Consider the following 12,046-nt stretch of genomic DNA (forward strand, 5'->3'; position numbering starts at 1 on the left):
GGGGGGCACAATGGCCATGTGACCGACGGGAAATGAGGGGGCGCATGTCTGATCTTCCGCGCAAGGCGGTGACTCGCACCGCGAAGCTGGCCGCGCTTCCTCTGGGTTTCGCCGGGCGGGCCACGCTCGGGCTGGGCAAGCGGCTGGGCGGTCGGCCGGCCGACGAGGTCGCGAGCGAGTTGCAGGAGCGCACCGCGGAGCAGCTCTTCAAGGTGCTCGGGGAGCTGAAGGGCGGCGCGATGAAGTTCGGGCAGGCCCTGTCGGTGTTCGAGTCGGCGCTGCCGGAGGACGTCGCCGGGCCGTACCGCGCGGCGCTCACCAAGCTCCAGGAGGCCGCCCCGCCGATGCCGGCTCGCACCGTGCACCGGGTGCTGGCCGAGCAGCTCGGCAAGGACTGGCGCTCGATGTTCACGTCGTTCGAGGACACCCCGGCCGCGGCCGCGTCGATCGGGCAGGTGCACCGGGCGGTGTGGAGCGACGGCCGCCAGGTCGCGGTGAAGGTCCAGTACCCGGGGGCCGGGGACGCGCTGCTGTCCGACCTCTCGCAACTGGGCCGGGTGGCACGGCTGTTCGGCCCGCTGGTGCCCGGGATGGACGTGAAGCCGCTGCTGGCGGAGTTGCGGGCGCGGGTCGCGGAGGAGCTCGACTACGAACTGGAGGCGACGGCCCAGCACGCGCACGCGGAGGAGTTCGCCGGGGACCTTGACGTCGAGGTGCCGGATGTGGTGCACCAGGCGGACCAGGTGCTGGTCACCGAGTGGATGGACGGGGTGCCGCTGTCGGAGGTGATCTCCGGCGGCAGCCAGGAGATGCGGGACCGGGCGGGGCAGTTGCTGGCGCACTTCCTGTTCGCCGGCCCGGCCAGGACCGGGCTGCTGCACGCCGATCCGCACCCGGGCAACTTCCGCCTGCTCACCGACGACGGCCCGGCCGAGGGCTGGCGGCTGGGGGTGCTGGACTTCGGCACGGTGGACCGGCTGCCGGAGGGGCTGCCGCTGCCGATCGGCACGGCACTGCGGCTGGCGCTGGCCGACGACGCGGAGGAGGTGTACCGCATGTTGCGGGAGGAGGGATTCGTCAAGCCGACGATCAACCTCGACGCGGAAGCGGTGCTGGACTATCTGCGGCCGATCATCGAGCCGGCCGGGCGGGAGGAGTTCCGCTTCGACCGGGCGTGGATGCGGGCGCAGGCCGCCCGGATCGCCGATCCTCGTTCGCCGGCGCATCAGTTGGGCAAGCAGTTGAACCTGCCGCCGTCGTATCTGTTGATCCACCGGGTGACACTGAGCACGGTCGGGGTGCTGTGCCAACTCGGCGCCGAGGTGCGGTTGCGCGCGGAGCTACGGGAGTGGCTGCCGGGCTTCGCCCCGGAGGGCCCCGCGGCGTCGGCGTGAGCTACCACAAGGCGGAGTCGAGGCGCCCTTCGATGCTGCGCAGGTGTTTGCGGGCGCAGGTGTCGCAGAAGTAGCCGCGGCGCCCGTTCTCGACGGAGCAGGTCCAGGTCAGCGGATGACCCTCGGCTGTGGTGCCGCAGCGGCCGCATTTCGTGCCGGACGGTGTGAAGGCCGGCGCGGCGGGCGCGCTCGTGGTGCTGGACGAGCTGGTCGAGCGGGGTGTGCTGGATGTGCGGGGTGTGCTGGACGGCGTGCCCGTCGTCGTGGCCTGAGAGGGTTTCTGATCCACTGGGCGACGATACCTCCGAGCGCGCCGGTTTTGTCGCGGTAACGCACCTGCGGGACCGGTCCTGGTCGGACCGGTCCCGCGGGATCGTACGTGGTCAGCGTTGCTTCGAGGTTGCCGATGTGCCGTTACTGCATCACGGCTACCGCGCGAGGGCTGTCGCGTGTGCGCCGGCTACTGCATGACCGCCATGGCCAGCGCGCGGCGGGCGCGCATCGAGGCGCGCTCGGCACGGCGCTGGAGCCGGCGGGCAGTGAGCAGGCGCTGCGACCTTCGTTGGTGCTCGGCCTCGCGCAGTCGCTGTTGCATATGCGCACGGGCCAGGGCTTCTGGCATGAGTTGCATCTCAAGGTTCCTGTTCTGGGTCGACGCGAAGGCGTCGGAAGTATGTGCGGGAGTACGAGCGGGCTGCTCGGTGCGGAAAGTTGTCATCGGGGCCTGATTCTTGGAGTTGCGGTGCTTCGGGTCATGCGTCAAGGGCCGGTCGATCGTGCCGGGCCGGGTGCGGAACATGGCGCGAGTGCTCATGCCGCGACGGCGTTCTTGCGCGGGCGGCCACGCGGCCGCTTGCGAGGAACCACGACGCCCTGGATGAACAGCTCGCCGCCCCAGACACCCCAGGGCTCGCGGCGGTCCTTGGCGCCGGCGAGGCACGCCTCGCGGACCGGGCAGGTCTGGCAGAGGGACTTGGCGTACTCGACGTCCGCCGGCGACTCCGCGAAGAAGACCTCGGGGTCGTAGGTGCGGCAGGGGACGGGCACGCCGAGTCGCTCGATCTCGTCGTCGAGCTCGGTGAGGGGCAGCAAGGTGTTCTCCGGAGGGTCTGCGCTGGGGTCCCCGACGGCGGAGCCGAGGGGAGGGTGGTCGGTGAGGTCGCCGGTGGGCGTCCTGGTCGGGTCGGGCTGAAGTCCGGACGTGTCGTGCGGGGCGGAATGCACGGTGTTCGTTCCTCGTCTGTCGGTCCGGCCGGTGGGCCGGTCTTCGGTTGTGTCTGTCTGCGAAGACAGCGATCTCCGGGTGGAGAAAACAGAAGGGCCGCGGTTCCCGGTGTGGGATTCCGCGGCCCTGAAGGTGCCGACCTGACTCGCTGTCAGGTTGGATCACTCCAGGGTTCAGGCCCGCGGAAGGCCCACATACCGTGCTGCGTCTGCTTTTCCTGCTGTCCGATCACCAGTCCGGCGACAATGGCTCCCTTGACACCATTGGCACCGCCCGTAGCGGCCTTCGCACTCGTCGCACCGGCGCCGGCAGCCGCAGAGGTAAAGGCATAGGCGGTCGCCTGTGCCTTCGCCGCCGCTACCGCGGGCGCCTCGGTCGGTCGCTCACTACGCTCACGCACCGGCAGGGCCGGAAGCAGAGCGGAGGCGAGGGACAGGCCGGTGCTGCGCAGCGAGACCATGGAGACGTCGAGCGAGCAGACGGCGGCGACCGGACGATCGGTCACTTTGGTGATGATGATGTTGCTGCTCACTGTGCTCGCCTCCCTCGGCGTCTCGTAAGGGCAGTAGACCGGACTTGCCTAGTACATCACAGTCTTGGCGGCTCTTGGAAGACCCGTTCTCGACCGTGCTCACGCAGGCTATGAGGATTCCCGCGGGATACGCAAACTATTTTTCGGCATCTTCCGAAGAAGGTTCCGCGCCCTCCTCCGGGCCGACCGGAAGGGCTCCTTCCGCCGCTTCATCCGGAACGTCGCATTCCGCGCTGTCCTCGGCTTCGTCCAGCGGAACTCCGGTGCACAGCACCAGCACGTCGGCACCGAACTTGTCGAGTTTCCGGGCGCCCACGCCGGGAATCGCGGAGAGCCCCTGCTCGTCGGACGGCCTGACCTCGGCGATGGCCAGCAGCGTCTTGTCGGTGAAGACGCAGTACGCAGGCTGGCCGAGGGCCTTGGCCTGTTCCATCCGCCAGCCGCGCAACCGGTCGTACAGCGCCTCGTCGAGGTCGGAGGGGCAGTCCTCGCAGCGCATCAGCTTGATCTCGCCCGCCTCGGACAAGGTCCGCCCGCACACCCGGCACAGCACCGGGCCGCGCCGCCTGCTGCGCCCGCCCGAGCCGCGCTCGACGCCGCTCTGACCGCCGGCCCCGCCCCGGGCGCCGCGCGGCGCGGACCCCGGCCGCAGCCCGTCCATGAAGCGGGAGGGCCGCCGGCCGCCGCGCCCGCCCGGCGAGCGCGACAGCGCCCACGACAGCGACAGGTGCAGACGGGCGCGGGTCACCCCGACGTACAGCAGCCGGCGCTCCTCCTCGACCTGCTCGTCGGTCTTGGCGTGGGTGATCGGCATGGTGCCCTCGGTCAGGCCGACCAGGAACACCGCGTCCCACTCCAGGCCCTTCGCCGCGTGCAGCGAGGCGAGGGTGACGCCCTCCACCGTCGGGGCGTGCTGCGCGTTGGCCCGCTCGTCCAGCTCCGCGACGAAGTCGGTCAGCTCCGCGGTGGGCCGGGCCGCGGTGAAGTCCTCCGACAGCCGCACCAGCGCCGCCAGCGACTCCCAGCGGTCGCGCACCGCGCCCGAGCCCGCGGGCGGCTCCGAGGCCCAGCCGCGCGAGCTGAGCACCGCCCGCACCTGCTGCGGGATCGTCTCCCGCTCCTCGCCCGGGTCGGCGGCCGCGCGCGCCGCGCCGCGCAGCAGCATGCCCGCCTCACGCACCTCGGGCCGCTCGAAGAACCGCTCGGCGCCGCGCAGTTGGTACGGCACCCCGGCGTCGGCGAGCGCCTGTTCGTACACCTCCGACTGGGCGTTGATCCGGTAGAGCACGGCGATCTCGCTGGGGCGTACCCCGGAGTCGATCAGGTCCTTGATCCGGCGGGCGGCGCCTTCGGCCTCGGCCGGTTCGTCCGGATACTCCGTGTACACCGGGTCGGGGCCCGGCTCGCGCTGCGAGATCAGTTCGAGCCGATGGGCGGCGGCGTGGCCGCGGGCCTGACCGAGCAGGCCGTTGGCCAGGCCGACGACCTGGGGGGTGGAGCGGTAGTCCCGGACGAGCTTGACCACGGTGGCGTCCGGGTGGCGATTGCGGAAGCCGAGCAGGAAGTCCGGGGTGGCGCCGGTGAACGAGTAGATCGTCTGCGAGGCGTCGCCGACCACGCACAGATTCCCCCGGCCGCCGAGCCACAGCTCCAGCAGACGCTGTTGGAGCGGGCTGACGTCCTGGTACTCGTCCACCACGAAGTGCTGGTACTGCGAGCGGACGGTGTCCGCCACGTCCGGCCGGTCCTGGAGGACGCCGACGGTCAGCAGCAGCACGTCCTCGAAGTCGATCAGGCCGCGGTCGCGCTTCAACTGCTCGTACGTCGCGTAGATCCGCGCGACCTCGGCCGGGTCGCGCGGCACGTCGCGCGAGTTCTTGGCGGCGACGGCCGGATACTCCTCCGGCACCGTCTGGGTGACCTTGCACCACTCGATCTCGCCGGTCACGTCCCGCAGCTCGCTGCGGTCCAGCCTGATCCGCGAGCGGGCACCCGCCTCCGCGACGAGCTGCACCTTGCGGTCCATGATGCGCGGCATCTCGCCGCCGATGGCCCGCGGCCAGAAGTACTGCAACTGCCGCAGGGCAGCGGAGTGGAACGTCCGTGCCTGCACCCCGCCCGCGCCGAGCTGCCGCAGCCGCCCGCGCATCTCCCCCGCCGCGCGCGCGGTGAACGTCACGGCGAGCACCGTCGAGGGCTGGAGGATGCCCGACCGCACTCCGTACGCGATCCGGTGGGTGATCGCACGGGTCTTTCCGGTGCCGGCGCCGGCCAGCACGCACACCGGGCCGTGCAGTGCCGTGGCGACGGCGCGCTGCTCGGGGTCGAGTCCGTCGAGCACCGCGTCCGCGGAGTCGGGCATCGCGGGGAAGAGCGAGTCGTGGGTTGTCGCAGTCACACCGCCACTGTGCCAGGTTCCGGCGACACCCCGGCGAAGTTATCCACAGGCTTGCCCGTCCGATGTACGGTCCGCGGCGCCGAGGCGGCGGTCCGCGGCACCGGAGCAGCGCCGAGGCAGCGCGGAATGCGCGCGGGGCCCAGGACGTTCGGAAGAATGACGAGACCTCGTCCGGTGTTGCCGGATCGAGGAGCCCGAGGACCCCTGGACGAGGAGCGGATCATCACATGTCCGGCACCGTGACCATGTACAGCACTACCTGGTGCGGCTACTGCCGCCGGCTCAAGAGCCAGCTCGACCGGGAGGGCATCGCCTACACCGAGATCAACATCGAGCAGGACCCGGAGTCGGCGAAGTTCGTGGAGCAGGCGAACGGCGGCAACCAGACGGTGCCGACCGTTCTCGTCGTGGCGCCCAGCGGCAAGAAGTCCACGATGACCAACCCGAGTCTCGCGCAGGTCTCCCAGGCGCTCAGCGCCTGACCTACGGCACGCACACCCCCGGGCGCCCCCGCGCCCGGGGGCGTCTGGCTACCCGGCTTCGGCCGCCCGGCCGAGGCGCCCGTCCCAGGCGCCCGGCTTCGGCTGTCCGCGGCCCGGGCTCGCCCATGCCCCTGACCTCCCCGGCCGGAACCGCACGGATCGCCCCGAGCCCGGGCCGGCACCGATGCTACGGTCGGGATCATGGACGACGCCGCCGGGTTCCAGGACGTACCGCCGACGACCCTCGCCGACTTCCTCGGCCGCGAGCAGGTCATGGACATCGGCATCCGGCCGTTGTGGCCGTCCATGCCGCGCGTGGCCGGTCCGGCCTTCACCGTACGGTGCCCGGCCGGTGACAACCTCATGCTGCACGCCGCGATCCACCGGGCCCCGGCCGGATCCGTCATCGTCGTCGAGGCCGGCGACGTGGACTACGCGGTCGCCGGCGGTAACGTCTGCGCGGTCGCCCGGCGCAACGGGATCGCGGCCTTCGTGATCGACGGCGTGATCCGCGACCTCGGCGAGATCCGCGACATGCGCTTCCCCGTCTTCGCCCGCGGCGTGATCCCCATCCCGGGCGGCAAGGCCGCCGTCGAGCCCCTCAACGCCCAGGTCACCTGCGGCGGTGTCCAGGTGAACGCCGGCGACATCGTCGTGGCCGACGAGGAGGGCATCGTGGTCGCCCCACGAGGCCGCAGTGCCCAACTGCTCGCCGGCGCCCGCGCGAAGCTGGCGAAGGAGTCCGCCGAGACCCTCGACATGTGGGAAGGCGCGCACCGCACCCGCATCGACCAGATCCTCGCCGCCCAGGGCTACCAGGACTGACGCGGCAGGACCGACCCGGCCGCTCACCGGATCTCGCTGCCCGGCGCGCACGGGGCACTCACAGGGTGCGGAAGCGGGACGGTAGGGGATGCGGGGAATCCAGGAGGGTGTGGTGCGAGGCGTAGCCCGCACCACGGCAGGCGAACCGCTCGGCTTTACTTCGTCGCCGTGGCACCCGACGAGCCCAAGACGCTCCGCATGGCGGCCAACTTCACCAGCCCTGACCCGGCGCGACCGCCGGCACGCCGCCTTCACCGCTTCGCCACGGCCGCCAGCACCGCCAGCACCGCCGCCACGGCCCCACCTTCGCTCCGGCGCGCCACCGGTCACCGCTCCACCACGCCAACACCCCGCCACCCCGAAGGACTTCGCATGCCCATCACCACCCTCGACCCGAAGACCGCCCTCATCGTCGTGGACCTCCAGGCCGGCATCGTCGCCCTGCCATTCGCGCACCCCGTCGCGGACGTCGTCGAGCGCTCGGCGGACCTGCTGCGGGCGTTCCGCGACCGCGGTCTCCCGGTCGTCCTCGTCAACGTGGCGGGGGCGCCGTCGGGCCGGACCGACCGGGTCGGCCGCGGCACCCGCTCCCTCCCCGAGGGCTGGACCGACCTCATCCCGGAACTGGACCGGCAGCCCGAGGACATCATCGTGACCAAGCACGCGCGCAGCGCCTTCACCTCCACCGGTCTGGCCGACCGGCTGCGGTCGCTGGACGTGACGCAGGTGGTCGTCACCGGCATCGCCACCGGCAGCGGCGTGGAGTCGACGGCCCGGGACGCACACGAGCAGGGCTTCCATGTGACGCTGCCGTTCGACGCCATGACCGACGCGGACCTGTCCACGCACGAGCACAGCGTGGCGAAGGTCTTCCCGCGCATCGCCGAGACGGGCAGCACCAAGGACGTCCTGGACGTCCTCGCCAAGTGACGGTGTCCACACCGCGGACCGAGGGCCGCGCCCTGGCGACGACCGGGGCGCGGTCCGACGCCACACCGCGGCCCTCGTCTCTTTAGTGCCTGACGGTAGGTCAAACCTTCGCCTAGCCTGAATTCATGCTGAGCGAACTGATCTACCTGTCCGACGCGAAGTTACGGCAGTTCGTCCCGTTGGCTCGGCGCCGCTTCGGCGGCCGTCTCAAGATGGCGCTGAAGGTCTCCACGCCCTTGGTCGGCGTGGACGTGTCCCCTGCGGCCACGGACGACGAGCGGGAGCGCCTCGACCATCTGCGGCGGGTGACCGAGCAGATCGAGGGCCACGCGCGCTGGTACACCGACGGCGAGCACCGCCCGGGCCAGTGGATCTACTTCGAGGCCCCGCTCAACCACATGCTGCTGGACGACCCGTTCGGCCACATGGTGGTCTTCCTCGACCCCGGCGACCCGGTCGACGGCTACGACCCAATGGACGTCTCCGGCCGCAAGATCCGCCTGCTGATGCACGGTTCCGCCGAGCACCTGCTGCTGGCGGCCCTGCCACCACGGCAGGAGCCGCCGCCCGCCGCGACGACCGTCACCGAGTACACGACCGGCAGTACCGGCACTGCGAGGATGTCCGGCGGCGGCATCTCCTCCCAGCCTCCCGCCTACCGCGAGGTCGCCAGGAGCCGGGCGTGGTTCAGGCGCGAAGGGGGCCAGGCCCACGACACCCTCGACACCCTCGGCCACCAGCAGTTGCCGGTCCTCCCGGCAGACCCCCCGCCCACGAACCTGTCCGGGCTGGACCACTTCCACCAGGGCACCGCCGAACTCGTCGGCTGGCTCGACCGCCGCGCGTCCGCGCCCACCGCCGCCTGGACGCGGGGATACGCGCGGGTCACCGCCGACCTCGCCTACGCCCCCGTCGGCGGCTGCGGCGCCCCCGGTCCCGCCCGAGTGGTGATCGCCAGCCCGCTGTACGTGGAGTACGCGCACGACCTGCCGTAGCGGGCCCCGCCGGCCCGCCGGCCCACAACCGGCCCGAACGGACCCGGCCACCGGCCACCGGCCCCGATCGGGCCCCACCGCACCGGCTACCGCACCGCCGCGATGCCCCCCTGCTTCGGCAGCGGCTTGCCGTACCACAGCTCGATCAGCCGGGCCGCGATCGAGATGCCGTACGCGGGCAGCACCTCACCGGACTCGAAGGCGGCGCGCAGGTCCTCGCGGGAGAACCAGCGGGCCTCGTGGATCTCCTCGCCGTCGACCTGGATGTCGGAGGAGGTGGCCTGCGCCATGAAGCCGAGCATGAGGCTGGAGGGGAACGGCCAGGGCTGGCTGGCGACGTAGGAGACGTCGCCGACGGTGACACCGGCCTCCTCGAAGACCTCGCGGCGCACCGACTGCTCGATGGACTCGCCGGGTTCCACGAAGCCCGCGAGGGTGGAGAAGCGGCCCTCGGGCCAGTGCACCTGGCGGCCGAGCAGGGCGCGGTCCTCGTCGTCGGTGACGAGCATGATCACGGCGGGGTCGGTGCGCGGGTAGTGCTCGGCGCCGCAGGCGGGGCAGCGGCGGATATGACCCGCGGCCGCGATGACGGTGCGCTCGCCGCACCGGGAGCAGAAGCGGTGCATGCGCTGCCAGTTCTCCAGCGCGACGGCGTGCACCATCAGCCCGGCCTCGATCGGGGCGAGCAGTCCGCCCACCTCGCGCAGTCCGGCCGGGCGGGCCGCCTCGTCCATCCGCCCGGGCAGGGTGTCCTTCTGCAGGGCGAAGTAGCGCACGCCTTCGGCGTCGATGCCGAGGAAGTAGCGGTGCTGCTCGGTCTCGGGGGCGTCGAAGGCCGGGGTCATGACGAGTTCGGCGCCGCCGTCGGGGGTGTCCTCGACCAGCACCTGGCCGCCGGAGACGACGAAGACGCGGGTGGTGGGGTGGCTCCAGGCAGCCGCGAGCCATGCCTCGTCGAGCCGGTGGTGTGCCGCGCGGTCCACCCCGGTGTAGGTGAGGCTCAACGGCTTCGATGTCGCGTCGAGTTCGGTCAAGGCGTCTTCCCAACTCCCCTTTGCGGTGCCTGCGATACGGGCGGTACGAGTGGCGCGCGGGTGGGTGCGGCGCGCCTGGTGTGTGCGGCGCGCCCCGTACGACCGGCGCGCCCCGTGGACGAGGCGCGCCCGGTGCGCCGGGGGCCTGCCCCGCTCACCGGCTGCTCGACCATGGTTCGGCCGCCCAGTCCGCGGCGAGTTCCGTCCACAGGTACGCCGCGGTCTCGACGCCCTTGAACAGCAGGTCGAGATCAACCTTCTCGTCCACCGAGTGCCAACCGTCGGACGGCACGGAAATTCCCAGGAACAGTACGGGAACGCCCAGCACGTCCTGGAGGTCGGCGGCCGGCCCGGACCCGCCCTCCCGGGTGTACCTGATCTCCTGGCCGAAGGCGCGGCCCATCGCGCGGACCAGCGAGCGCAGCGCCGGGTGGTGCAGCGGGGTCAGGCACGGGCGGGTGCCGTCGCCCCAGAACCGGATCTCGTGCCGGATGCCGTCGGGCAGTCGGGCCGCGACCCAGTCGGTCACGAGCTGCCGCACCCGGACGGTGTCCTGCCCCGCGACCAGCCGGAAGGAGAACTTGATCTCCGCGGTGGACGGCACGATGGTCTTGCCGCCGGGACCGCCGTACCCGGCGTGGATGCCATTGACCTCGGCGGTCGGCCGGGCCCAGATCCGCTCCAGCGTGGAGTGGCCGCGCTCGCCGAGCGCCGCGTGCGACTTGGCCGTACGCAGCCAGCCCGCCTCGTCGAACGGCAGTTCCGCCAGCAGCGCCCGTTCCCGGTCGGTGAGTTCCACCACACCGTCGTAGAAGCCGGGGATCGCCACCCGCCGGTCCTCGTCGTGCAGCGCGGCGACCAGCCGGGCCGCCTCCGTGGCCGGGTTCGGCACCGCGCCGCCGAACGAGCCCGAGTGGATGTCCTGGTCCGGCCCGTACAGGTCGATCTGACCGTCGACCAGCCCGCGCATGCCGGTGCACACCGTCGGGGTGTCCTCGGCCCACATGCCGGTGTCCGAGACGATCACGGTGTCGCAGCCGAGCCGATCGGCGTACTTCCTGATCAACGGCCCGAAGTGCGGCGACCCGGACTCCTCCTCGCCCTCGATCAGCAGTTTCACGTTGACGGCAGGGGCGGTGCGGCCGGTCGCCGCCAGGTGCGCGCGCAGGCCCAGCGTGTGCAGGAACACCTGGCCCTTGTCGTCCGCGGCGCCGCGCGCCCGCAGCCGCCCGTCGTGCTCGACCGGCTCGAACGGGTCGGTCGCCCAGCCGTCCTCCCGCGCCGCGGGCTGCACGTCGTGGTGCCCGTAGACGAGCACGGTGGGTGCGTCGGCCTCGCCGCTCGGCCACTCGGCGAACACCGCCGGGCCACCGCCCTCGGTCTCCCACACCTCCGCCACCGGGAAGCCGGTGTCGGTCAGTGCTGCCGCGAGCCACTGGGCGCTGCGGCGCACGTCGGGGGCGTTGTCCGGGTTCGCGGAGACGGACGGGATACGAAGCCAGTCCTTGAGCGCGGCGAGGAACGCGGCGCTGTGCTCGGCGATGTACGGGGTCGGGTCGGCGGGGTGCGGGTGGACGGCGTTGTCCGAGGTCGTACGCATGGCTTTCAGCGTACCGGCCGCGTCGTCGGCCCCGATCCGCCGCCCGGTCCGACCTCCGGCCCCGCTCCTGCCGGTCCGCGTCCGGCGGTCCGCCGCTGCCGACCTGTCCGGCGCGCCCCGCGCCCACCCGCCGTCAGCGCGGCGGCTCCTCGGCCCGGTCCGGCGGCGGATCGGGGCTGAGCAACCGCTCCAGCGCGGCCCGGTCCGGCAGGCCGGCGGGCCGCAGCAGCGTGCCGGTGCGGATGTGCAGGAACGCCACCCGCACCCGGTCGAGCGGCACGCCCTGCTGCTCGGCCCAGGCCAGCCGGTAGATCGCGAGTTGCAGCGGGTCCGCGGCATCGGGCCGGTGCCCGGTCTTCCAGTCGACGATCTCGTACGTGTACGGGTCCGCGTCGTGGCCCGGCGGCTCCACGGGCGCCGTGTCCGCGCGTGCGGCGTCCGTACGTTCCCGGTACACCGCGTCGATGCGGCCGCGGATGAGGCGGCCGGCGAGGGTGAGGGTGAAGGCGACCTCGACGCGGTAGGGGGTTCGGTCGGCGTACGGGGTGCGCAGGAAGGCGTCCTTGAGGACGGCGAGGTCCTGCTCGTCGGCGATGTCGTCGCCGGGTTCGATGCCGGGGAGGTCCTCGGG

13 protein-coding genes are annotated in these 12,046 nt (G+C 72.2%); 6 read left to right on the top strand and 7 right to left on the bottom strand.

The window, feature by feature from the left end; all coding sequences use genetic code 11:
• Nucleotides 1–44: 44 nt before the first annotated feature.
• Both AC13HU_RS19390 and AC13HU_RS19395 read left to right on the top strand, forming a co-directional pair.
• Nucleotides 45–1,394, top strand: coding sequence for an ABC1 kinase family protein (locus tag AC13HU_RS19390; RefSeq protein ID WP_483043163.1), 1,350 nt, complete (start codon nt 45–47; stop codon nt 1,392–1,394).
• A gap of 128 nt (nt 1,395–1,522) precedes the next feature.
• Nucleotides 1,523–1,666, top strand: coding sequence for a hypothetical protein (locus AC13HU_RS19395; RefSeq protein WP_483043164.1), 144 nt, complete (start codon nt 1,523–1,525; stop codon nt 1,664–1,666).
• 188 nt (nt 1,667–1,854) lie between these two features.
• On the opposite strand, the gene AC13HU_RS19400 is transcribed toward AC13HU_RS19395, so the two are convergent.
• The 4 genes from AC13HU_RS19400 to AC13HU_RS19415 all read right to left on the bottom strand — a co-directional run bounded on the left by AC13HU_RS19400 (nt 1,855) and on the right by AC13HU_RS19415 (nt 5,513).
• The gene (locus AC13HU_RS19400) at nt 1,855–2,208 is read right to left on the bottom strand and encodes a hypothetical protein (RefSeq protein WP_483043165.1); all 354 of its coding nucleotides are present in this window, start codon (nt 2,206–2,208) and stop codon (nt 1,855–1,857) included.
• The gene (locus AC13HU_RS19405) at nt 2,205–2,618 is read right to left on the bottom strand and encodes a WhiB family transcriptional regulator (protein WP_483043166.1); all 414 of its coding nucleotides are present in this window, start codon (nt 2,616–2,618) and stop codon (nt 2,205–2,207) included. The genes AC13HU_RS19400 and AC13HU_RS19405 overlap by 4 nt, the downstream gene beginning before the upstream one ends.
• A gap of 152 nt (nt 2,619–2,770) precedes the next feature.
• Nucleotides 2,771–3,151 carry a hypothetical protein gene (locus tag AC13HU_RS19410; RefSeq protein ID WP_483043167.1) on the bottom strand — a complete coding sequence of 127 codons (381 nt, stop codon included), beginning with the start codon at nt 3,149–3,151 and terminating at the stop codon, nt 2,771–2,773.
• Nucleotides 3,152–3,287: 136 nt separating this feature from the next.
• On the bottom strand, nt 3,288–5,513 hold the full coding sequence (locus AC13HU_RS19415; protein WP_483043175.1) for an ATP-dependent DNA helicase UvrD2: 2,226 nt from the start codon (nt 5,511–5,513) through the stop codon (nt 3,288–3,290).
• 263 nt (nt 5,514–5,776) lie between these two features.
• On the opposite strand from AC13HU_RS19415, the gene AC13HU_RS19420 reads away from it, so the two are divergent.
• From AC13HU_RS19420 to AC13HU_RS19435, 4 genes are all read left to right on the top strand, one after another.
• Nucleotides 5,777–6,031, top strand: coding sequence for a mycoredoxin (locus tag AC13HU_RS19420; RefSeq protein WP_483043168.1), 255 nt, complete (start codon nt 5,777–5,779; stop codon nt 6,029–6,031).
• Nucleotides 6,032–6,232: 201 nt separating this feature from the next.
• Complete coding sequence (locus tag AC13HU_RS19425; RefSeq protein WP_483043169.1) at nt 6,233–6,856, top strand: RraA family protein; 624 nt, start codon at nt 6,233–6,235, stop codon at nt 6,854–6,856.
• A gap of 372 nt (nt 6,857–7,228) precedes the next feature.
• Entirely contained in the window at nt 7,229–7,786 is a 558-nt protein-coding gene (locus AC13HU_RS19430; protein ID WP_483043170.1) for an isochorismatase family protein, read from the top strand.
• A 125-nt stretch (nt 7,787–7,911) separates the two neighbouring features.
• Nucleotides 7,912–8,781, top strand: a complete 870-nt coding sequence (locus AC13HU_RS19435; protein WP_483043171.1) for an SAVMC3_10250 family protein — start codon at nt 7,912–7,914, stop codon at nt 8,779–8,781.
• A gap of 86 nt (nt 8,782–8,867) precedes the next feature.
• Here the strand turns inward: AC13HU_RS19435 and nudC are convergent, their stop codons facing one another.
• From nudC to AC13HU_RS19450, 3 genes are all read right to left on the bottom strand, one after another.
• Nucleotides 8,868–9,815, bottom strand: coding sequence for an NAD(+) diphosphatase (nudC, locus tag AC13HU_RS19440; RefSeq protein WP_483043172.1), 948 nt, complete (start codon nt 9,813–9,815; stop codon nt 8,868–8,870).
• Nucleotides 9,816–9,969: 154 nt separating this feature from the next.
• Nucleotides 9,970–11,415 (bottom strand): M20/M25/M40 family metallo-hydrolase, encoded by a 1,446-nt coding sequence (locus tag AC13HU_RS19445; RefSeq protein ID WP_483043173.1) that lies wholly within the window; start codon nt 11,413–11,415, stop codon nt 9,970–9,972.
• A gap of 133 nt (nt 11,416–11,548) precedes the next feature.
• A partial coding sequence (locus AC13HU_RS19450; RefSeq protein WP_483043174.1) for a PD-(D/E)XK nuclease family protein occupies nt 11,549–12,046 on the bottom strand: 498 nt, incomplete at its 5' end.

The organism is Streptomyces sp. NH27, assembly GCF_056859195.1.

Coding starts and splice junctions, on each gene's coding strand:
- AC13HU_RS19400 (WP_483043165.1), bottom strand. CDS start 2,208: ATGAGCACTCGCGCCATGTTCCGCACCCGGCCCGGCACGATCGACCGG.
- AC13HU_RS19425 (WP_483043169.1), top strand. CDS start 6,233: ATGGACGACGCCGCCGGGTTCCAGGACGTACCGCCGACGACCCTCGCC.
- AC13HU_RS19420 (WP_483043168.1), top strand. CDS start 5,777: ATGTCCGGCACCGTGACCATGTACAGCACTACCTGGTGCGGCTACTGC.
- AC13HU_RS19445 (WP_483043173.1), bottom strand. CDS start 11,415: ATGCGTACGACCTCGGACAACGCCGTCCACCCGCACCCCGCCGACCCG.
- AC13HU_RS19435 (WP_483043171.1), top strand. CDS start 7,912: ATGCTGAGCGAACTGATCTACCTGTCCGACGCGAAGTTACGGCAGTTC.
- AC13HU_RS19415 (WP_483043175.1), bottom strand. CDS start 5,513: ATGCCCGACTCCGCGGACGCGGTGCTCGACGGACTCGACCCCGAGCAG.
- AC13HU_RS19430 (WP_483043170.1), top strand. CDS start 7,229: ATGCCCATCACCACCCTCGACCCGAAGACCGCCCTCATCGTCGTGGAC.
- AC13HU_RS19390 (WP_483043163.1), top strand. CDS start 45: ATGTCTGATCTTCCGCGCAAGGCGGTGACTCGCACCGCGAAGCTGGCC.